Genomic DNA, 21,929 nt, shown 5'->3' on the forward strand with positions numbered 1-21,929 from the left:
CGTACCTAGCGACTGAAGCGCGGAATCGAAAGCCCCAGGCTCTCGCGCAACGTGCTGCCCTCGTACTCTGTGCGGTACACCCCGCGCTCCTGCAACAGCGGCACCACTTCCTGGGTGAAACGACGGAACTGCCCAGGATGCCCGATATAGATATTGAACCCGTCCAACGCCCGCGCCTCGAACCACTCGGCCATCTTCGCCGCCACCGTCTGCGCAGAGCCGACGAACGCGCCGGGACGCAGCTGGCGCCCGAACTCCACTGCCTGGCGCAGGCTGAAGCCCTTGTCGCGGGCCTGGTCGGCGATGCGCTTGGCATTGGTGAAGAAGCTGCTGCGGGCGAACTCCAGGCTCTGTTGCGGGAACGGCGCATCCAGATCGTACTGGCTAAAATCGTGCCAGCCGAAATTGCGCCCGAACTCCTTGAGCGCCAGATCGAAGCTGTGGTCAGCCTGGTGGTAGTGACGCTCGATCTCACGGGCGTGCTCGTCGGTATCGCCCACGTAGATCTCAGCGCCCGGCAGCACCAGTAACTGCTCAGGATCACGGCCCAGGCGCGCCGCGCGGCCCTTGATGTCACGGTAGAACGCCTGGCCCTGCTCGATGCTCGCGGCATGCGTGAACACCACATCGGCGGTGGCTGCACCCAAGTCGCGGCCTTGCTCGGAGTCACCGGCCTGGAAGATCACCGGCTGGCCCTGGGGCGAGCGCTGGATGTTCAGCGGCCCGACCACCGAAAAATGCTCGCCCTTGTGGTTCAACCCATGCAGCTTGGCGGGGTCGAGGAAGCGGCCGCTGGCGCGGTCGCGGGGGAAGGCGTCGTCCTCGTACGAATGCCACAGGCCTTGCACCACCTGCACGTGCTCCTGGGCACGGGCATAGCGGGTGTCATAGTCGTAGTGCTCGTCCAGACCGTAGTTACCGGCGGTGCCCGCATCGCCGCTGGTGACCACGTTCCAGCCGGCGCGGCCCTTGCTGATCAAGTCCAGCGAGGCGAGCCGGCGGGCGACATTGTAAGGCGCGTTGTACGAGGTGGTGAGGGTGCCGACCAGACCGATATGGCGGGTACTCACGGCCAGGGCCGAGAGCAGGGTTAGTGGCTCCAGGCGGTTGAGGTAGTGCGAGGGCGAACCCTCGGTGATGAACTGGCTGTCGACGATGAACATCAGGTCGAACAGGGCGGCCTCGGCCTGACGGGCGATGTCGATGTACCAATCGATGTTGACGCTGGCATCGGCGGGCAGTTCGGGGTCCAGCCACAGGTTGTGTCGGCCGGGGCCGCCGCAGCCCATGGTCAGGGCGCCGAGCTTGATTTTGCGTTGGGTCATACGGGGGAGTCCTTTGCAATCAAGGGGAGGCCTTCGCGGGCAAGCCCGCTCCCACAGGGATTTACGCTCGGCCTGTAGGAGCGGGCTTGCCCGCGAAGGAGTCGACGGAAATCGTCAGTGCTGGCTGACAGTCGGCTGCTCGATGGCCGCGCCAAACGAGGTGTCGAACAGGTCGGCGGCCGGGTAGGCCTGGATCAGCCCGAGCCCGGCGAAGAAGTCCACGGTCTTCTGCGCGTCGACGATGACCTGCGGGTTCAGCGGCGCAAGGTCGGTACGCGCACGCGCAAACCAGGCGCGGGCAATGTCACGGTCGGCGCGCGTGCGCTTGGCCCAGGCATCGGCGTAGGCCTCGGTGTGCGCCGGGTCGCTCAGGGTCCACTCGCGGGCCTTCTTCAGGCGTTGTAGAAAGTCGGCAATCTGCGCCCGCTTGGCCTGCACCGCCTTGCTGTTGGCGACTACGAAACTTTGCGCAGGAATGATCCCTTCGGCGGTCGCCAGCACCCGGGCCCCCTGGCGCTCCTGCTGGGTGACATAGGGTTCCCAGGTGGCGATCACGTCCACCGCGCCCCCGTCCAGCGCGTGGGAGGCGTCCAACGCGCTGAGGTAGCGCAGCTCCAACGCATCACGCGGTACGCCGGCCTTGTCCAGGGCACTGAACAGCAACTGCTGGCTCCAGGAGCCCTTCCAGATTGCCGCACGCTTGCCGCGCAGGTCTTGCAGGCTATGGATTGACGAGTCCTTGCGGGCCAGGATGGCCACCCCTTCGAGGTTCTGCCGGCTGACGGCAATCACCTTGATCGGCGCGCCCAAGGCGCCCAGGAACAACGGCGGCGCATCCCCCAGCAGGCCGATGTCGAGGCTGCCGACGTTAAGCGCCTCGGCCACCGGGGAGCCTGCGGTGAACTGCTTCCACTCAAGCGTATAAGGCAGGCCATCGAGTACCCCGGCGGCTTCCATCACCGCACGGGCATTGTAGCTTTGGTCGCCGACCACCAAGGTCTGGGCGGCGGCGGCGAGGCTGAAGGTGGTAGCCAGCACAGTGGCGGCCAGTTGCTTGAAGTAACGCACGGGGGTCTCCAGATGCCCGCCTGGGGCATGTCAGGGACGATCCGCGCGTGCGGTCTCGTGGCAATTGTTTTATATCTTTTAGGTCTTACTTAGCTGATTTTTATAATCTATAGATCAATCATGCGGCTGTGAAATGCGCTTTGGGCATAACCTCATGCCTTTGGCGCTGGCTGGATTTGAAAGCAGAATCGCTTTTGTGTAAATGCACTATTTGCATATTAGCTTATGATAATTTTGCATTTTACGAATAGAAAAAGGCTTTGCTAGGGTGACAACAAACCCGAACGCCGAGCCTGAACCATGAGCCAAAACCCGGCGCGCTTGCGCCACTTCATCGAGAGCCTGGCCGGGCTGCTCGACCAGCAGCCCGACGAAGCCACCCTCCTCGACCGCGGCCAGGGCCTGCTGGCCAGCCTGGTCGCGCATGACGACTGGCTGGCGGAAGAACTCGCCCAACCCGATGCGCAGCGCTATCAGCAGTACCTGCTGCACTGCGACTCGCGCCAGCGCTTTTCGGTGGTCAGCTTCGTGTGGGGGCCGGGCCAGCGCACGCCCATTCACGACCATCGGGTCTGGGGGCTGATCGGCATGCTCCGCGGCGCCGAATACTCCCAGGGCTTTAGCCGTGACGCCGCGGGCGCGTTGCAGCCGAGTGGCGCACCGCTGCGCCTGGCGCCGGGTCAGGTGGAGGCCGTATCGCCGCGCATCGGTGACATCCACCAGGTCAGCAATGCCTTCAGCGACCAGGTATCGATCAGCATCCACGTCTATGGCGGCAATATCGGCGCAGTCAAGCGCGCGGTGTACGCCGAAGATGGCAGCGAAAAACCGTTCATTTCCGGCTATTCCAACAGCCGCCTGCCCAACATCTGGGACCTGTCCAAAGAGAACCCTGCCCCATGAGCACAGTCACCACCCGACGCTACCAAGACATCCGCCGCGCCCTGCTGGCCCGCGAGGAGCTGGCCCTGATCGATGTGCGCGAAGAGGACCCGTTCGCACAGGCCCATCCGCTGTTCGCCGCCAACCTCCCACTGTCGAAACTGGAGCTGGAGATCTACGCCCGAGTGCCGCGACGTGACACCGCGATCACCGTCTACGACGATGGCGAGGGGCTCGCCGCAATCGCCGCGCAGCGGCTGCTGGCGCTGGGCTACAGCGATGTGGCCGTGCTCGAAGGCGGCCTGGCCGGCTGGCGCGCCGCTGGCGGCGAGCTGTTTCGCGACGTCAACGTCCCCAGCAAAGCCTTCGGTGAGCTGGTGGAAAGCGTGCGCCACACTCCATCGCTGGCGGCCGAGCAGGTACAGGCGCTGCTCGACGCAAAGGCTGACGTGGTGGTGCTCGACGCGCGGCGCTTCGATGAATACCAGACCATGAGCATCCCCGGCGGCATCAGCGTACCCGGCGCCGAACTGGTACTGCGCGTAGCAGAACTGGCACCGGACCCAGCCACCCAGGTGATCGTCAACTGTGCCGGACGTACCCGCAGCATCATCGGCACCCAGTCGCTGCTCAACGCCGGTATTCCCAACCCGGTGGCGGCCCTGCGCAACGGCACCATCGGCTGGACCCTGGCCGGGCAACAACTGGCCCACGGCCAGGACAAGACCTTCACCCAGGTGAGCGCCGGCACCCGCGCCAACGCTGCCCGCCAGGCCCGTGCGGTGGCCGAGCGCGCCGGCGTGCAGCGCCTGGACCACGCCGGGCTCAAGGCCTGGCAGGCCGACGCCAGCCGCACCACTTACCTGTTCGATGTGCGCACCCCCGAGGAGTACGCCGCAGGCCATCTGCCCGGCAGCCGCACGGTGCCCGGTGGCCAGCTGGTGCAGGAGACTGACCATGTGGCCAGCGTGCGCGGCGCGCGTATCGTGCTGCTGGACGACGATGGCGTACGCGCCAACATGAGCGCATCGTGGCTGGCGCAGATGGGCTGGGAGGTGGCGGTGCTGGAGGGTCTGTCGGCAGCCGATTTCAGCGCCACGGGCGATTGGCAGCCGCCGCTGCCGGCGCTGCCCACGGCCAACGCGATCAGCGTCGAGCAGTTGCAAGACTGGTTGCAGGAGGACGGCACCGTGGTGCTGGACTTCACCACCAGCGCCAACTACGTCAAGCGGCATATCCCCGGCGCACATTGGGTGATCCGCGCGCAGTTGGCCGCTGCGCTGGAGCAACTGCCGGTCGCCCAGCGCTATGTACTGACCTGCGGCAGCAGCCTGCTGGCGCGCTTCGCCGCGCGCGACCTGCAAGCGCTCACGCGGACTCCGGTGTACCTGCTCGAAGGCGGCACCGCGCGCTGGATCGCGGCCGGGTTGCCACTGCAAAGCGGCGAGACCCACCTGGCCGTAGCGCGCAGCGACCGCTACAAGCGCCCGTACGAAGGCACCGACAATCCGCGAGCGGCCATGCAGGGCTACCTGGATTGGGAATTCGGGCTGATCGCTCAACTGGAGCGTGACGGCACCCATGGGTTCGTAGTCCTGCCCTGACACAGTCCGCGCCTGACGTGCCGTGGGCACCGGCACGTCAGGCGCGGTCGCATACAACTTTCGCCCGCCGCGCGCATCCAAGCCCCTGTAAACTGCCCTTTTCCAGGAGGTCACCATGTCGATGCGCACTGCCCTGCTGTTATCGTGCTTCACCTTGGCCCTGGCCGGCTGCTCAAGCTCGAGCACCGAGCACCTGCCAGCCCCCACCACCCAGCAGGTCGACCTGCAACGCTACCAGGGCACCTGGTACGAGCTGGCGCGGCTGCCGATGTTCTTCCAGCGCAACTGCGTGCAATCCGAAGCACACTACGCCCTGCGCGAGGACGGTCGCATCGATGTGACCAACCGCTGCAAGGAGCAGGATGGTCAATCCAACCAGGCCCAAGGCATCGCCGAACCGCAAGTGCCGGGGCGCACCGACAAGCTCTGGGTACGCTTCGACAACTGGTTCAGTCGCCTGGCGCCAGGCCTGACCAAGGGTGAATACTGGGTCCTGTATGTCGACCCGGACTACCGCGTGGCGTTGGTCGGCCACCCCAACCGCGAATACCTGTGGATGCTGTCGCGCACCCCGAGCGTAAGCCAGCAGACCCGCGACCAGCTCCTGGAGATCGCCCGCAAGCAGGGTTACCCCACCGAGCAGCTGATCTGGCGCCACGCCGATACCCCGTGACGCTCGCCCTGCACGTCTGTAAGGTGAGCCTCCCCAGGCTCACCCAACGGATTGCGTGCAATGGTTACCTGCCACCTCAAGTACATCATCGACCCCTACCAAGTCCCGGCCTTCGAGGCCTATGCCAGGCTGTGGATACCCATCGTCAACCGCATGGGCGGTAATCACCACGGCTACTTCCTGCCCAGCGAAGGGGCCAACAACGTAGCCTATGCGCTGTTCAGCTTCCCCAGCCTGGCGGCCTACGAGCAGTACCGCACGGCCTCAGAAACCGACCCTGAGTGCATCGCCGCGTTCGCACTGGCCACCGAGCAACGCTTCATCCTGAGCTACGAGCGCAACTTCCTGAAGCCAGTGCTCGGATAAACGCACCGTGCAGATCGAGGCGACGGCTCGGCGCCCTGAACGGCGTGCGTCTGCCTTGATCGGGCCGATCGCAGCGCCGCTGGGCTGAAACACATCCAACTGAACCAACCCGCTCCTGCGGCACTCCTCTGCAAGGCGCCTAGCGCCGAACCCAAGGATCGCCGACGATAAGGAGTGCCCGTGACCACCACCACCCCCCTCTACCGCAGCCTGCCCGGCACGCTGCACACGACCTTGCTGGCCGGCAGCGTGCCGCTGTTTCTTGGCGGGCTGCTCAGCGACATCGCCTACTACCAGAGCTACCAGATCCAGTGGAGCAACTTCGCCTCATGGCTGATTGCCGGCGGCCTGCTGTTCAGTGGCCTGGCGCTGCTGTTCGCTCTCGTTGGCCTGCTGCGTGGCGCACGCAAGCGGTACTTCGTGGTACTGCTGGCGGCCTGGTTGCTGGGCCTGGTGAATGCCTTCGAACACGCCAAGGACGCCTGGGCGGTGATGCCGTCGGGGCTGGTGCTGTCGCTGATCGTCAGCGTGCTGGCCTGCGTGGCCACCGGAGTTGGCCTGCGCACGGAGGTCGCGTCATGAAAATTGCACTGAGCGCCCTGAGCATGGCCCTGCTGCTGAGCGCCTGCGGCGGTGACGGCGAGCCGACCCAGAGCCGCGGCCCAGAGCCAAAACTGCCCGCCCCCGAACGCGGCCTGCTGCCGAGCATGAAGATCGCCGAACCGGCTGCCTGGGGCGACGCAACGCCCAAAGTGCCCGAGGGCTACCGTATCCGCGCCATCGCCAAGGATTTGAAGATCCCACGCCAGACTCTGGTACTGCCCAACGGCGACATCCTGGTCGCCGAGGGCCGTGGCGGCAACGCTGCCAAACTCAAGCCCAAGGACGTAATCGCCAGCCAGATCAAGGCCAAGGGCAATACCCAAGTCAAAGGCGGCAACCGCCTGACCCTGCTGCGCGATGCCGACGGTGACGGCACCTACGAGTTGCAGACGGTGTTCGCCGACAACCTCAACGCGCCCTACGGCCTGGCCTTCTACGCCGGCAAGCTGTATGTGGCCAACCAGGACGCGCTGGTGCGCTTCGACTACCAGGACGGCCAGACCCAGGCAGGCGGCCCGCCGACCAAGGTCACCGACCTGCCCGCGCAGATCAATCACCATTGGACCAAGTCGCTGGCGATTAGTCCCGATGGGCGCTATCTGTACGTGGGCATCGGTTCGAACAGCAACATCACCGAGCGCGGCATGGAGGCCGAGGTGGACCGCGCCATGGTCTGGGAAGTAGACGCAGCGACCGGCGCCCACCGCCCCTACGCCACCGGCATTCGCAACCCCACCGCGCTGGCCATCCAACCGGGCAGCGGGCAGCTGTGGGCAGTGGCCAACGAGCGCGACGAGCTGGGCCCGGACCTGGTCCCCGACTACCTAACGTCGGTGCAGGACGGGGCGTTCTACGGCTGGCCGTACAGCTACTGGGGCCAGCACGTCGACGACCGCGTGCGCCCGCAGAATCCGGACAAGGTCAAGACCGCGATAGCACCCGACTACAGCCTGGGCTCGCACGTGGCGGCGCTTGGGGTCGATTTTTCCAACGCGGCCATGGGGTCAGCGTTCGCCGACGGTGTGTTCGTCGGCGAGCACGGCAGTTGGAACCGGCCGAACCCGGTGGGCTACAAAGTGATCTTCGTACCGTTCAAGGCGGGCAAGCCGGCCGGTGACCCGGTGGACTTCGCCACCGGTTTTCGCGGCGAAGATGGCAAGACCCGTGGCCGCCCAGTGGGCGTGACGGTGGACCCGAAAGGCGCACTGATCATTGCCGATGACCTGGCCAACACGGTATGGCGCGTGACGCCTGCCCGCTGAGCACCCGCAGGCCGCGATGCGAGGCGATCTGCTGTACGCCTCGCAGCCGCTGCCAACAGCCTGACCAGGATGCCCCTCAGGCGCCAGGCCAGGCGCGCAACAGGGCGATGAAGCGGTCCAGCGGCAAGTGCTGGGCCGGCATCTTGCGCTGGCTATACCACTCGATGATCACATCCTCGTCCTCGAAACTAACCGTGTAGGCGTTGCCTCGGTAGGCGTCTACCAGGCGGTTGCGCCTGGCCGCCAGGGCTTTTTCGAGCAAGTGCGCGAGGGCTTCGCACGTGCCTTCTTCGTCGAGAAAACGTTGCAGGTCGGGTGCGGCGGGCACATCGGCGGGGTAGGACATAGGCAGGTTCCTTCTCTCAGCGAACCGGCACGCGGGCCGGTGCCGGATTGCGGCTTCACTCACTAGGATAGGTCGATAATGGCTATTTGCCAGTCATGCTGACTCAACGCTTGTACAAGACCCAAGTGCCGCCAAGCAGGCTACCTATTCCCCGCCCGATCGCGCACCGGACACTGCGCCCGATACAGATTCAATGCCGTATTGATGATCCCGATATGACTGAACGCCTGCGGAAAATTCCCCAGCATGCGCCTACCCGCCGGATCGTACTGTTCAGCCAAAAGCCCGACATCGTTGCACAGCCCGCTCAGCCGCTCATACAGCGCCTGAGCCTCCTGCTGGCGCCCCAACAGCACATACACATCCGCCAGCCAGAACGAACACACCAGGAACGTCCCCTCCCCCGGCGTCAGCCCGTCGGCAGCGCTGTCGCTGTCATAGCGCAGCAGCAAGCCGTTGCGCAGCAGGCGTTTCTCGATCTGCTCAAGGGTGCGCAAAAAACGCGGATCGTGCGCCGGCAGGAACCCGGTCAGGGCAATTTGCAACAAGCTCGCGTCGAGCGCTTCCGAGCCATAGGCCTGCACGAAATGCTGGCCATTGGCATCGAGCCCCTGGGCGCACACTTGCTCATGGATCCGGTCGGCCACCTCGCGGTAATGCCGCGCGTGCTCACGCCCTTGTTCGGTGGTGTCCGCCAGCCCCGCTGAACGATCGAAGGCGACCCAGGCCATGACCTTGGAATGCACGAAATGCTGGCGCGGGCCACGCACTTCCCAAAGGCCTTCGTCCGGCTCACGCCAGATGCGCTCCAAGTACGGCAAGATCGCACGGGCAATCGCGGCGCTGCGTGGGTGGCGCGGCAGGCCACCTCTGATGGCCTGGGTCATGGCATCGGCAAGCTCGCCATATATGTCCAACTGCAACTGATCGGCCGCCGCATTGCCTACCCGTACTGGCTGCGAGTGCTCGTAGCCGGCCAGCCACGGCAAGGTGAATTCAGTCAGGTCACGCTCGCCGGCCAGGCCATACATGATCTGCATCTGCTCGGGGTTGCCGGCCACCGAGCGCAACAGCCACTCGCGCCAGGCCTGGGCCTCGTCGAAGTAACCCAGGTTCATAAGGGCCAGCAGGGTCATGGTGGCGTCGCGTAGCCAGCAGAAACGGTAATCCCAGTTACGCTCCCCGCCGACCCGCTCCGGCAACGAGGTGGTCACGGCAGCCACCATGCCACCGGTGGGCTGGTAGGTCATGGCCTTGAGGGTGAGCAACGAGCGGCGCACCTGCACCGTGTAGGGGCCGACGTCGGGGCAGCGATCAGCGAAGGCTTGCCACTGCGCCAACGTGTCGGCGAGGGCCTGTTGGGCATCGGTGCCAGGCTGCACCGGCAGGTGCGAAGGTTGGTGGCACAAGCTGAACACCTGGCGTTCGCCTGCGCGCACGCGAAAACGCGCAACGCTGTGGTGATCCTCGCCATGGATCTCGCAGGTGCTGCGCAGGATCAGCCGATCGGGGCCGGCGACCGCGCTCAGGGTCAGCGGGTCGAGCTTTTCCACCCAAGGCACGCTACGCCCGTAGTCAAAGCGCAGCACCAGATCCAGTTCGAAGGCGGTTTCGCCGTCCAGGCCTTCGACGATACGCAGCACCTCGTTGCGCTCGCCCAGCGGCATGCAGTCGAGCATCCGCGCTCGGCCACTGGCAGTGTTCCAAGTGGTTTCCAGCACCAGGGTGTCGCCCACATAGCGGCGTGTGCACTGCTCGACCGGATCGCTTGGGGCGATGCGCCAGCGGCCGTTGCCAGCATTGCCCAATAGCGCGGCGAACACCGCAGGGGCGTCGAAACGCGGCAGGCACAACCAGTCGATGGCACCGTCGCGGTTGACCAGCGCCGCGCTGCGGCAGTTGCCGATCAGCGCATAGTCTTCGATGGGGGCAGACATCCGGGCTCCTGCGGTAGGTGGGCTTCGCAGGGTTGGATGCCACAGCGGGCGTGGTCGTTCCATGGGAAAGACTGCTCTCATAGAACTACACATAACTTGTTGATTTAGAAGGAATCTGTGGGAGCGGGCTTGCCGGAGTGCCGGACCACCGCGAACACCGGCAAAGCCGGTGCCATCCACCGAGTCGCCTGCTTCGCGGGCAAGTCGGGGCGCCGAACCGCCGCTCCCACAGGGTACGCGGAGCGCTTGCGAAATCAGTTCTCTGCGCGACAGCGCAGCCCAAAGGGCTGGGTGATCTCCTACAAGTGCACGTGCAAGTGCAGGTGCAAATGTTCAGCCCAGGCGGTGCCACTCGCGCTTGTCACGGCTGAGCAATTCATTGCCGGCCTCGGGCCCATCCTCGCCCGCCGCATACTCATGCACCTCCCCCGCCCCGTTGGCCCAGGCATCCAGGAACGGCTGCACCGCGCGCCAGCCATTCTCGATGTTGTCGGCGCGCTGGAACAGCGTCTGGTCACCGATCAGGCAGTCATAGATCAACGTCTCATAGCCAGTGGCCGGGGTCATCTTGAAGAAGTCCTTGTAGGCAAAGCCCAGCTCAACGTTCTCCATCACCAACTCCGGCCCCGGGCGCTTGGCCTGTAGGTCGAACCACATGCCCTCGTTGGGCTGGATCTGGATCTTCAGGTAATTGGGCTTGGGCCGTTCCAGCTCACTTTCACGAAACTGCGCATAGGGTGCGGGCTTGAAGCAGATAGCGATTTCAGTGTCGCGTACGCTCATACGCTTGCCGGTTCGCAGGTAGAACGGCACCCCGGCCCAGCGCCAATTGTCGATCATCACCTTGAGAGCAACGTAGGTTTCGGTCTGGCTGGCCGGGGCGACATTCGCCTCTTCACGGTAGCCTGCCACCGCCTTGCGGCCCTGCTTGCCACGGGTGTACTGGCCACGTACCGAGTGCTTCAGGGCCATTTTTTGCGACCAGGGGCGAATGGCACCGATCACCTTGGCTTTCTCGCCACGCACGGCATCGGCGCCGAACGCCGCCGGCGGCTCCATCGCGACCATCGCCAGGAGCTGGAACAGGTGATTGGGGACCATGTCGCGCAGCGCGCCAGTGCTGTCGTAGAACGCGCCGCGCGTCTCCACCCCCACGGTCTCGGCGGCGGTGATCTGTACATGGTCGATGTAGTGATTGTTCCAGAACGACTCGAACAAACCATTGGAGAAGCGGCTGACCAGGATGTTCTGCACCGTCTCCTTGCCCAAGTAATGATCGATGCGGTAGATCTGCCGCTCGCTCATCACGTTGAGCAGGCAGGCGTTGAGGGCCTCGGCGCTGGCAAGGTCGGTGCCGAACGGCTTTTCCACCACCACCCGACGAAAGCCACCTGCCGACTCATCCAACAAGCCTGCTTCGCCCAGGCGCTGGGCCACTTCGGGGAAGAAGCGCGGGGACGTGGCAAGATAAAAGATCGCATTGCCGTGTGCGGTCTTGTCGATGCGCTTGGCCAAGGCCTGGTAGGTCTGGGGATCGAGAAAGTCGCCAGTCTGGTAGTCCAGGCGCTTGGCCAGGCGTGCCCAGAGTTTTTCGTCCAGGCACTTAGCCGCGCCCTCGCCGCCCTGGTCGCGCGTCTGCATGAACGCGTGCAGGCGCTCGGCGAATTGCTCGGCGCTGGCCGGGTTGTGGTCGACGCCAACGATACGCAGGTTGCGGTCAAGCAGGCCGTCGCGGCTAAGGTTGTACAGCGCCGGCATCAGCAGGCGCTTGACCAGGTCGCCGTTGGCGCCGAACAGGAACAAGGTGCAAGGCGGTGCAGCCGGGATTTTCTGTTCGCTCATTGGGCCTTTTTCTCCACGTGGCCACCGAAGCCCAGGCGCATGGCCGAGAGTACCTTGTCGCCGTAGGTGCCCTGCTGCTGACGCGAGCGAAAGCGCGCGAACAGCGCGCTAGATAGCACCGGCACTGGCACGGCCTGCTCCACCGCGGCATCGATGGTCCAGCGCCCCTCGCCGCTGTCGGACACCGAGCCGCTGAACTGACTGAGCTGCGGGTCGGCTACCAGGGCATCGGCGGTCAGGTCCAGCAGCCAGGAGGTGACCACGCTGCCGCGCCGCCAGACTTCAGCGATCTCGGCCAGGTTGAGGTCAAAACGCTGGTCTTCGGGCAACTCATCACCGCCCTTGCTGCGCAGCAGGTCGAAGCCCTCGGCATAGGCCTGCATCAGGCCGTACTCGATGCCGTTGTGCACCATTTTCACGTAATGCCCGGCACCGGGCGGTCCGGCGTGGATGTAGCCGTGTTCGGCCCGCTGGTGCTCGCCGCTGCGGCCCTGGGTACGCGCAATGTCGCCAACGCCGGGGGCCAGGGACTTGAACAGCGGCTCCAGGCGCTCGAACACCTCCTGCTCACCGCCGATCATCATGCAGTAGCCGCGCTCCAGCCCCCACACACCGCCCGAGGTACCCACATCCAGATAGTGCAGGCCGCGCTGGGCCAACTGCGCGGCGCGGCGCACGTCGTCTTTGTAGAAGGTGTTGCCACCATCGATGATGGCATCGCCCGGCTCCAGTAATTCGGCCAGTTGGGCAATGGTCTGCTCGGTCGCCTCGCCTGCCGGCAGCATCACCCACACCGCGCGCGGCGCCTTGAGCTTGTGCACCAGTGCGCCCAGGTCATGGGCACCTTGGGCACCCTCGCCTTCCAGCGCACTGATCGCATCGCGGCTGCGATCATGCACCACCGTGCGATGGCCGGCGCGCATCAGGCGCCTTGCGATATTGCCGCCCATGCGGCCCAGCCCGACGATTCCCAGTTGCATGTGCCGACGCTCCCGATAGAAATGGATGACAACCGTTGAGGATTTCAGATTAGTCCAGCAGACCGCCCGAGGGTTCACCGACGAACGGCGCGACCACCATAAACAAAAAAGTTCCATTGCACAGGGAAAGAATTCAGAATGCGCGCCGCATGAAGCGACTACGCTTTGAAATGTCACCAGCCTGAAATGCGAGGTGTACTCATGGGTACTCTGATGCCGTCCACCCCCACCCAGACCCTCTACGTCACCATCCGCCGTGACGAGCTGCGCCAGCTGAAGGACGAACGCGAACAACTGCGCCTGCAGGTCGCTCAACTGAGCATGTTGCTCGAACAAGCCAACCTGGCCGACAAAGCCGTCAACCGCTAATAGCCCCCTGCCAGGTTCTCCCGGCGCTGCTTCTCGAAGAGGCCGCGCCGCCGCTCTATCCCTTGCCCTGCCCTCGCGCAGGTCGCGTTTGCTTCAACGCGTTTTGCCTCTCCCCCTCGTCGATTACCCCACCCGCACAGCGCCAACGTTTGCGAGGACGAACGGTCGAGCATTTTCTGACCAATCGGTCACAAGCATGTCGTTTCGTCGCCTACACTCCGGGTTCGGCCCGCGATTTGCTCTGGAAAAAGTGACGTAAAAAAGTCGAACTTTCCGAAATAGCGGCCGGTCAGGAAGTAAGTAGGCCAATGCAAAGGGACTTCCCCGCTCGGCCAACCTCTCCCATCCAGTCCACACGTCTCAGGCCGGAGTGCCAGACGTGCCGTGTGTGCGCACGGAAATGGGGCAAGGACCGCACTACGAAGATGCAGTACCGAAAAAAGAGAGACCTAACCAGAACGAGCCAACACAAACGCATCCCGCATGAACAAGGGACGGAGAGACGTATGATCAGTGCCGCTGTCGAACCTCACGTAGAGTCATTCAACCTGGATAACCGCGAGCCGGTGCCGCCGAGCCTCGTACCGACAGCCAAGGCACCCGGCGTACAGCGCCAGCAGAACCCCAACAAGTGCAAGGTATTGTTCGTCACCTCGGAAATCGCCGACCTGGTCAAGACTGGCGGTCTGGGCGACGTTTCTGCCGCACTGCCCAGGGCCCTGGCCCACCTGCATGATGTGCGCGTGCTGATCCCGGGCTACCCGCAGGTGCTCGAAAGCGACAACCCCATTCATATCGTTGGCGAGCTGGGCGGTCACGCGGCGCTGCCAGCGTGCAAGATCGGGCGCATGGACCTGGCCGATGGGCTGGTGATCTACGTGCTGATCTGCCCCGAGCTGTACCAGCGCGATGGCACGCCCTATGGCGCTAACAATGGCCGCGACTGGCCGGACAACCACATCCGTTTCGCCCGCCTGGGCCTCGCTGCCGCAGAGATCGCTGCCGGCGAAGGCATGGCCCACTGGCGCCCGGATCTGGTGCACGCCCACGATTGGCCGGCTGGGCTGGCGCCGGCCTACATGCACTGGCGCGGCCTGAGCACTCCGACCCTGTTCACCATTCATAACCTGGCCTACCAGGGGGTGTACAGCCGTGCTTGCAGCCCGGAGCTGGCGATCCCCGATCACGCCATGCAGCAGGAAGGCATGGAGTTCTACGGCAAACTGTCGTTCCTCAAGGCAGGTCTTGCCTATTCCAGCCACATCACCACGGTCAGCGCTACGTATGCCCGTGAGATCACCACTCCGGCGTTCGGCTGCGGCCTGGATGGGTTCCTTGCCAGCAAGGCCCAGCAAGGCCTGCTCGGCGGCATCCCCAATGGCATCGATGAAAGCTGGGACTCGGCCACCGACCGGCACCTACACCACAACTTCAGCCTCAACGACTGGGACGGCAAGGCGCGCAACACCCAGCAGGTGCGTGAGCTGTTCGAGCTGGAGCCTTGCACTGGGCCGCTGTTCGCGGTGGTCTCGCGCCTGGTCTACCAAAAAGGCCTGGACCTGACCTTAGGGGTGGCCGACTACATCGTCGAGCAAGGCGGCCAGATCGCGATCATCGGCCGGGGTGAGCCGGAAGAAGAACAAGCCATGCGTGAGTTGGCCCTGCGCCACCCAGGCCGCATCGGCGTACGCATCGGCTTCAACGAAACCGATGCGCGGCGCATGTTCGCAGGTTCGGACTTCCTGCTGATGCCATCGCGCTACGAGCCCTGCGGGCTGAGCCAGATGTACGCGCAGCGCTTCGGTTCGCTGCCGGTGGCGCGTAACACCGGCGGGCTGGCCGACACCATCGAAAATGGAGTAACGGGCTTTCTGTTCGACGATTCCACCGTCGAGAGCTACCGCGAAGCCCTGAGCCGGGCGTTCTACGTGTACGCCAAGAAAGACCTGCTCAATGCCATGCGCTGCCTGTCGATGACCCAGCCGTTCAACTGGTGCCAGGCGGTGGAGCCTTACGCACGCCTGTACGAGGAACTGGTCAAGCAGACACAACAGGCTCACTACTGAAGGCGGGGGCGACAATGCACAAGCATGGCGCACACCTATTGGACGCCGGGAGGGCGCAGTTCGCCCTATGGGCCCCGGATGCGCAGCGAGTGAGCGTGCTAGTCGAACAGCGCGCACCGGTCGAGCTGTCGGCCGATGCCGGTTGGTTCAGCGCTGTCGTCGCGGCCCAGGCAGGCGAGCGCTACCGCTTCGTCGTCGATGGACAGCTGCACGTGGCCGACCCGGCTTCGCGCTATCAGCCCGAAGGCGTGCACGGCCCCAGCGAGCTGGTCGACCTGGGCGCCTACCCCTGGCGCCATGCCTGGCAGGGCCGGCCCTGGCACGAGGCGGTGATCCAGGAACTGCACGTGGGCCTGCTCGGTGGCTACGACGGGGTCGCGCAGGTGCTGCCGCGCCTCGCGCAACTGGGCATCAGCGCCATCGAGCTGATGCCGTTGGGGCAGTTTCCGGGGGCACGCAACTGGGGCTACGACGGGGTGCTGCCGTTCGCCGCGCAGCACAGCTACGGCACCCCGCAGCAGCTGTGCGCGCTGATCGACCAGGCCCACGCCCAGCGCCTGATGGTGCTGGTGGATGTGGTCTACAACCACTTCGGGCCCGACGGCAACTACCTGCACCAGTACGCCAGCCCGTTCTTTCGCGAGGACCGCCAGACCCCGTGGGGCGCGGCCATCGATTTTCGCCGCACCGAAGTGCGCGAGTATTTCATCCAGAACGCACTGATGTGGCTTTGCGACTACCGCTGCGACGGCCTGCGCCTGGATGCGGTGCATGCCATCGACCAACCGGACTTTCTGCACGAGCTGGCAGGCCGGGTGCGTGCCGCCGTGGAGCCAGGGCGCCAGATCTGGCTGGTGCTGGAGAACGAACACAACCAGGCCGGGCTGCTCGAACAAAGCTTCGATGCCCAATGGAACGACGATGGCCACAATGCCCTGCACGTGCTGCTGACCGGCGAAACCGAGGGCTACTACGCCGACTACAAGGCCCAGCCGATCGAGCAACTGGCACGCTGCCTAGCCGAGGGGTTCGTGTTCCAGGGCCAGGCTAACCGGCATGGCGTGCCGCGTGGCGAGCCCAGCGCGCACCTACCGCCAAGCGCCTTCGTGCTGTTCTTGCAGAACCACGACCAGGTCGGCAACCGCGCTCTGGGCGAGCGCCTGAGCTGCCTGTGCCCGCCGCAGGCATTGCGCGCCGCCACCGCGCTGTTGCTGCTGGCGCCCATGATCCCGCTGCTGTTCATGGGCGACGACGAAGGCTGCCGCACACCGTTCCTGTTCTTCACCGACTTCCACGATGAGCTAGCCGATGCGGTGCGCGAAGGTCGGCGCAGCGAGTTTGAACATTTCCAGGCTTTTGCCGACCCCGAACAACGCCAGCGCATCCCCGACCCGAATGCCGTGAGCACCTTCGAACACTCGCGCCCCAACCACCAGGCGGTGCTGGCCGGTTGGCACGGCCTCTACCAGCAACTGCTCGAGCTGCGCCACCGCCATGTCATCCCACACCTGCCCGGCACCCGTGCCCTGGGCGCTGACGTGCTCGGTAGCCAGGCGCTCAGCGCCCGCTGGGAACTGGGCAACGGTCAGCGACTGCGCATCGACCTGAACCTTGCCGCGCACCCCCAGCCGGTGCAACTGCCGGCCTTGGAACACCGCCTGTACGACAGCAGCAACAACGCCCACCCCGACTCGACGCTGGCCGCGCACAGTTGCGTGGTCAGCCTGCTGCCCCCCGCACAGGAGACGCCATGAGCGAACACCCCTTGCACCGCCTCGCCGCCCGGGTTGGCGTGGCACGCGATTGGATCGACGCGAACAACCGCCCGCAGCAGGTCTGCGACGAGGTGCTGCGCCAGGTGCTCGCAGGCCTCGGCCACCCTGCCCACGACAACGCCGCCATCGCGGCCAGCTTACGCGCGGTGGAGCAAGCCGAGGACAGCGACCACCTGCCGCCGCTGCTTACCGTCGAAGTTGGCCAGGCGCTGGCGCTGCAACGCTGGTTCAGCGCCGCCGCCCAGGTGCGCTGCAACCTGGAAGACGGCAGCCAACGCAGCCTGCAACTCGACGCTCAGGCATGCCTGCCGGGCGAGCTACCGATCGGCTATCACCAATTAGCCATAGACGGACGCCCCTTCACCCTGGCCGTGGCCCCCTCGCATTGCCATGCCCTGCAAGACCGGGTCAGCGAACCACCGCCACGCTGCTGGGGGCTGGCGGTTCAGCTGTATAGCCTGCGCCGTGCGGGCGATGGCGGTTATGGCGATTGTCAGGCCCTGGAACAATTGGCACGCAGCGCCGCCGAACGCGGTGCCGATGCCCTGGCGATCAGCCCGATCCATGCCCTGTCGAGCTTCGATCAAGCGCACTACAGCCCCTACTCGCCCTCCAGTCGCCTGCTGCTCAACAGCCTGTATGCCAGCCCAGCCGCGATTCTCGGCGAACGGGCCGTGCGCCTGGCAATCGAGGCCTGCGCCCTGGAGCCGATCTTCGACGACTTGCGCCAGCAGCCTTTGGTGGACTGGCCGCGTGCAGCCCATGCGCACCAGCAACTGCTCGAGGCTCTCTACCAGGACTTCATCCACGCCAGCCACCCACTGCGCGAGGACTTCGACAGCTTCCGCGCCAGCGCGGGGGAAGGCCTGGAACACCATTGCCGTTTCGAGGTGCTGCAAGCACACGCGGTCGAGAACGGCCTGGGCGCCGACTGGCGCAACTGGCCAGCCGCCTGGCAGGATCCCGAGCACCCTGAGGTGCACGCCTTCGCTAACGCATACCCGGCACGGGTCGAGTTCCATGCCTTCTGCCAGTGGCTCACCGAACGCAGCCTGCAACGTGCCCAGACCGCTGCGCGTGGCAACGGCATGGAGGTCGGGCTGATCGCCGACTTGGCGGTCGGTGCCGACGGTGCCGGCAGCCAAGCCTGGAGCCGTCAGGACGAACTGTTGGCCGACCTCAAGGTGGGCGCACCGCCGGACATCCTCAACCGCGCAGGGCAAGACTGGGGCATCTGCGCATTTTCCCCCGACGGCCTCAAGCGTAATGGCTACCGCGCGTTCATCGAGATGCTGCGGGCCAACCTGGCCCACGCCGGGGGCCTGCGTATCGACCACGTCATGGGCCTGCGCCGGCTGTGGCTGATCCCGCGCGGCGCGGCCCCCCGCGAAGGTGCCTATGTGGATTACCCGCTGGACGACCTGCTGCGCTTGCTGGCACTGGAGTCGGCACGCCACGAGGCGATCATCCTCGGTGAAGACCTCGGCACCGTGCCTGAAGGCCTGCGCGAGCGGCTGGCCGACAAGGCGGTATTGGGCATGCGTGTGCTGCCTTTCGAGCAAAACGCACCCGGGCAGTTCACAGCGATCCTCGACTGGCCTGACAACGCACTGGCCACCACCGGCACCCACGACCTGGCGCCATTGGCCGGCTGGCTGTCAGGCCGCGACATCGACTGGAGCCAGCGCCTGCACCTGCTCGATGCGGCCAGCGAGCTGCACTGGCGCCAGCAGCGCCAACGCGAGCGCGAGGGCCTGCGCCGCACCCTGGAACACAACTATGGCCCACAGCGCGATGACCCAGCGCTGATCGATGCCGCGATCCGCTACGTCGGCCACACCCGCGCACCGCTGGTGCTGATACCGCTGGAGGACCTGCTGGGCTGCCAGGAGCAACCTAACCTGCCGGGCACCACCAGTGGCCATCCCAATTGGCAGCGGCGCTTCAGCGCCGCGGTGGATACGTTGCTCGATGACCCCGACGCCGCACGGCGCCTGGAACTGCTGGCCCAGGCCCGCGAACAAGCCTGGGAGCGTGACCGATGAAGCCCTTGAGCGCCACCGTGCGCCTGCAACTGCACAGCGATTTCAGCCTCGACGATGCCGTACCCCTGGTGCCTTACTTCGCCCGTCTGGGACTCAGCCATGTGTATGCCTCGCCGATCCTCACCGCCCGCGCCGGCTCCCGGCATGGGTACGATGTAGTCGATCCGACCCGCGTCAACCCCGAACTGGGCGGTGAAGCTGCGCTCGAACGCCTGGTGACAGCCTTGCGCCAGCACGGCATGGGCTTGATCCTCGACACGGTGTCCAACCACATGGCCGTGGGCGGCGCCGACAACCCCTGGTGGCAAAGCCTGCTGGCCTGGGGTCGGCGCAGCCCGTATGCCGAGTTCTTCGATATCCAGTGGCACTCCAGCGACCCGCTGCTGGCCGGGCAATTGCTGCTGCCGTTTCTGGGCAATGACTATGGCTTGGCCTTGCAGGATGGGCAGATCCCGCTGACCTTCGATGCTCAAACCGGCGTGTTCGAGGTGGCGCATCACGCGCATCGCTTCCCCATTTGCCCGCTGGACTACCCGCGCATCCTCGAACAGGTCATCGACCCGCGCCTGCACGCCCTGGCCCAACGCTTCGCGGCCCTGAGCGATGCCACCGAGCCGCTGGCCGAGGCCGCCCCGCTGCACCGCGAACTGGCCCGCCTGGCCTGCGCAGGGGCACCGCTGGACACGGCCCTGGCGGCCTTCGACAGTCGCACGCAGGCCGGTTTCCAGCGCCTGCACCAGTTGCTCGAACGCCAGAGCTATCGCCTGGCCAGCTGGCGCACCGCCGCCGACGACATCAACTGGCGGCGTTTTTTCGACATCAACGAGCTAGGCGGCCTGCGCGTGGAGCGCGCGGCCGTGTTCGAGGCGACCCACGCCAAACTGTTCGAACTGATCGAGCGCGGCTTGGTGGACGGCCTGCGCATCGACCACATCGATGGCCTGGCCGACCCGCGCCGATACTGCCGCAACCTGCGCCGCCGGGTCAACGGCCTGTTGGCAAGGCGACCACTGCATGCTGCGGTGGCGCATTTCCCGATCTACGTCGAGAAGATCCTGGGGGCCGGCGAGCACCTGCACCGCGACTGGCTCACCGACGGCACCACCGGCTACGAGTTCATGAACCAGGTGTCGCTGCTCCAGCATGATCCAGCCGGTGAGGCGCCACTGAGCGAACTGTGGAGCAGCCTCAGCGAACGCCCGGACTTCGCCGAAGAGGTGCGCATCGCTCGCCACCTGGTGCTCAATGCCAGCCTGGCCGGCGACTGCGAATCAGTGGCCCAAGCGCTGCTGCAGGTCGCACGCGACGACCTGATGACCCGCGACCTGACCCTGGGCGCCATCCGCCGGGCGCTGCAAGCGTTGGTCCAGCATTACCCGGTATACCGCACCTATTTCAATGCCTGCGGGCGCCCGGCCGAAGACGAAGGGTTCTTCCAACAAGCCCTGGAAGGCGCCCGGCAGAGCCTGGGCGAGGCCGACTGGCCGATGCTCGAACACCTGCAACGCTGGCTCGGCGGGCAGCCCTGGCGTCAACTGCCACCGGGCAAGCCACGCAAGCACTTGCGCCACGCCTGCGTGCGCTTCCAGCAACTGACCGCACCCAGCGCCGCCAAGGCGGTGGAGGACACCGCGTTCTATCGCTCGGCCCGGCTGCTGTCACGCAACGACGTCGGCTTTGAAGCTGAGCGTTTCAGCGCCGAACCCGCCGAATTCCACACTCAAGCCCAACGCCGCCTGCGCGACTTCCCCGACAACCTGCTCGCCACCGCGACCCATGACCACAAGCGCGGCGAGGACTGCCGCGCGCGCCTGGCCGCGCTGAGTGAACGCGCGCCCTGGCTGGCCAGCCGGGTGGAGCACTGGCGCGAGCTGGCAGCACCGCTGCGCCAGACGCTGGACGACGGCCCGGCACCAAGCCCTGGCGACGAGCTGCTGCTCTACCAGACCTTACTCGGCAGTTGGCCACTGGACCTCGACCTGCATGATCCCGACGCCCTGCGCCGGTACGCAGCACGCATCGGCCAATGGCAACAGAAGGCCCTGCGCGAAGCCAAGCTGCGCAGCAGCTGGGCAGCCCCGAACGAGGCCTATGAACAGGCCTGCGCCGATTACCTCGACAACCTGCTGCTGGGTGCGCAGAACCAGCAGTTACGTCAGTCGCTGCACCAGTCTGCACGGTTGCTCGACTGCCCCGGTGCGCTCAATGGCCTGGTCCAATGCCTGCTACGCCTGACCACCCCTGGGGTGCCCGACCTGTACCAGGGCAACGAGTACTGGGACCTGAGCCTGGTCGACCCGGATAACCGCCAGCCGGTGGACTACGCTGCAAGGCGGTCCAGCCTGGATGACCGCGCGCCACTGGCCGAGTTGCTCGCCAACTGGCGCGATGGGCGTATCAAGCAGGCGCTGATCGCACGGGTGCTCGATGCGCGCCAGGCTCACCCGGCGCTGTTCCAGCAGGGCGACTACGTGCCGTTGCCGGTGCTGGGGCGCTACGCCAATCAGGTGCTGGCCTTTGCCCGAGTGAGCGAAGGCGTACGCGCCATCATCGTTGTACCGCGGCTGGCCAGCGCCCTCCTGGGCTCGGCCAGCACCCCGCTGATCCCAGCGCAGAACTGGGACGATACGCGGCTGGTATTGCCGTTTGCCTTGTCACCTGCCAACTGCCTGGGACTTTTCGGTGGCGTTGCGGTCAGCCCTTCAAGGGAGCTGAAAATCCGCAACGTGCTGGCGGAGTTTCCGGTCAATGTGTTGATCGATCATGCCTAACTGCATTCAGGAGCG

General features: G+C 65.5%; 17 protein-coding genes. 11 read left to right on the plus strand and 6 right to left on the minus strand.

Annotation, left to right across the window (positions count from 1 at the left end):
- Positions 1–5: 5 nt before the first annotated feature.
- A complete protein-coding gene (locus tag FEM01_RS17955) occupies positions 6–1,325 on the minus strand; it encodes an LLM class flavin-dependent oxidoreductase (protein WP_138220826.1) in 1,320 nt (439 codons plus the stop codon).
- A 114-nt stretch (positions 1,326–1,439) separates the two neighbouring features.
- Positions 1,440–2,393 (minus strand): ABC transporter substrate-binding protein, encoded by a 954-nt coding sequence (locus FEM01_RS17960; protein ID WP_138220827.1) that lies wholly within the window; start codon positions 2,391–2,393, stop codon positions 1,440–1,442.
- A gap of 300 nt (positions 2,394–2,693) precedes the next feature.
- Between FEM01_RS17960 and FEM01_RS17965 the strand changes: the two genes are divergently transcribed.
- The 6 genes from FEM01_RS17965 to FEM01_RS17990 all read left to right on the plus strand — a co-directional run bounded on the left by FEM01_RS17965 (position 2,694) and on the right by FEM01_RS17990 (position 7,783).
- Positions 2,694–3,296: a cysteine dioxygenase gene (locus tag FEM01_RS17965; RefSeq protein ID WP_138220828.1), complete on the plus strand. Its 603-nt coding sequence runs from the start codon at positions 2,694–2,696 to the stop codon at positions 3,294–3,296.
- Positions 3,293–4,879: a rhodanese-related sulfurtransferase gene (locus FEM01_RS17970; protein ID WP_138220829.1), complete on the plus strand. Its 1,587-nt coding sequence runs from the start codon at positions 3,293–3,295 to the stop codon at positions 4,877–4,879. Before FEM01_RS17965 ends, FEM01_RS17970 begins: the two co-directional genes overlap by 4 nt.
- A gap of 115 nt (positions 4,880–4,994) precedes the next feature.
- Complete coding sequence (locus tag FEM01_RS17975) at positions 4,995–5,552, plus strand: lipocalin family protein (RefSeq protein WP_138220830.1); 558 nt, start codon at positions 4,995–4,997, stop codon at positions 5,550–5,552.
- Positions 5,553–5,612: 60 nt separating this feature from the next.
- Complete coding sequence (locus FEM01_RS17980) at positions 5,613–5,918, plus strand: NIPSNAP family protein (RefSeq protein WP_138220831.1); 306 nt, start codon at positions 5,613–5,615, stop codon at positions 5,916–5,918.
- A gap of 180 nt (positions 5,919–6,098) precedes the next feature.
- Positions 6,099–6,500, plus strand: a complete 402-nt coding sequence (locus FEM01_RS17985) for a DUF2231 domain-containing protein (protein ID WP_138220832.1) — start codon at positions 6,099–6,101, stop codon at positions 6,498–6,500.
- Positions 6,497–7,783, plus strand: a complete 1,287-nt coding sequence (locus FEM01_RS17990; protein WP_138220833.1) for a PQQ-dependent sugar dehydrogenase — start codon at positions 6,497–6,499, stop codon at positions 7,781–7,783. Before FEM01_RS17985 ends, FEM01_RS17990 begins: the two co-directional genes overlap by 4 nt.
- 76 nt (positions 7,784–7,859) lie before the next feature.
- Here the strand turns inward: FEM01_RS17990 and FEM01_RS17995 are convergent, their stop codons facing one another.
- The 4 genes from FEM01_RS17995 to gnd all read right to left on the minus strand — a co-directional run bounded on the left by FEM01_RS17995 (position 7,860) and on the right by gnd (position 13,005).
- Positions 7,860–8,129 (minus strand): hypothetical protein, encoded by a 270-nt coding sequence (locus FEM01_RS17995; RefSeq protein ID WP_138220834.1) that lies wholly within the window; start codon positions 8,127–8,129, stop codon positions 7,860–7,862.
- Positions 8,130–8,269: 140 nt separating this feature from the next.
- On the minus strand, positions 8,270–10,066 hold the full coding sequence (locus tag FEM01_RS18000; protein WP_138220835.1) for a glycoside hydrolase family 15 protein: 1,797 nt from the start codon (positions 10,064–10,066) through the stop codon (positions 8,270–8,272).
- 333 nt (positions 10,067–10,399) lie between these two features.
- Complete coding sequence (gene zwf / locus FEM01_RS18005) at positions 10,400–11,908, minus strand: glucose-6-phosphate dehydrogenase (RefSeq protein WP_138220836.1); 1,509 nt, start codon at positions 11,906–11,908, stop codon at positions 10,400–10,402.
- Positions 11,905–13,005: a phosphogluconate dehydrogenase (NAD(+)-dependent, decarboxylating) gene (gene gnd / locus FEM01_RS18010; protein ID WP_276610898.1), complete on the minus strand. Its 1,101-nt coding sequence runs from the start codon at positions 13,003–13,005 to the stop codon at positions 11,905–11,907. The genes zwf and gnd overlap by 4 nt, the downstream gene beginning before the upstream one ends.
- 84 nt (positions 13,006–13,089) lie before the next feature.
- On the opposite strand from gnd, the gene FEM01_RS24205 reads away from it, so the two are divergent.
- The 5 genes from FEM01_RS24205 to FEM01_RS18030 all read left to right on the plus strand — a co-directional run bounded on the left by FEM01_RS24205 (position 13,090) and on the right by FEM01_RS18030 (position 21,914).
- Positions 13,090–13,257, plus strand: a complete 168-nt coding sequence (locus tag FEM01_RS24205; RefSeq protein WP_171030988.1) for a DUF6026 family protein — start codon at positions 13,090–13,092, stop codon at positions 13,255–13,257.
- 506 nt (positions 13,258–13,763) lie between these two features.
- Positions 13,764–15,323, plus strand: a complete 1,560-nt coding sequence (gene glgA / locus FEM01_RS18015; protein ID WP_138220838.1) for a glycogen synthase GlgA — start codon at positions 13,764–13,766, stop codon at positions 15,321–15,323.
- Between the two features lie 14 nt (positions 15,324–15,337).
- Positions 15,338–17,077 (plus strand): malto-oligosyltrehalose trehalohydrolase, encoded by a 1,740-nt coding sequence (gene treZ, locus FEM01_RS18020; protein ID WP_138220839.1) that lies wholly within the window; start codon positions 15,338–15,340, stop codon positions 17,075–17,077.
- Positions 17,074–19,143 carry a 4-alpha-glucanotransferase gene (gene malQ / locus FEM01_RS18025; RefSeq protein WP_138220840.1) on the plus strand — a complete coding sequence of 690 codons (2,070 nt, stop codon included), beginning with the start codon at positions 17,074–17,076 and terminating at the stop codon, positions 19,141–19,143. Before treZ ends, malQ begins: the two co-directional genes overlap by 4 nt.
- Positions 19,140–21,914, plus strand: a complete 2,775-nt coding sequence (locus FEM01_RS18030; protein ID WP_138220841.1) for a malto-oligosyltrehalose synthase — start codon at positions 19,140–19,142, stop codon at positions 21,912–21,914. The genes malQ and FEM01_RS18030 overlap by 4 nt, the downstream gene beginning before the upstream one ends.
- Positions 21,915–21,929 lie beyond the last annotated feature (15 nt).

It is taken from the genome of Pseudomonas mosselii, assembly GCF_005796105.1.
In the GTDB taxonomy this organism is placed as follows: domain Bacteria; phylum Pseudomonadota; class Gammaproteobacteria; order Pseudomonadales; family Pseudomonadaceae; genus Aquipseudomonas; species Aquipseudomonas mosselii_C.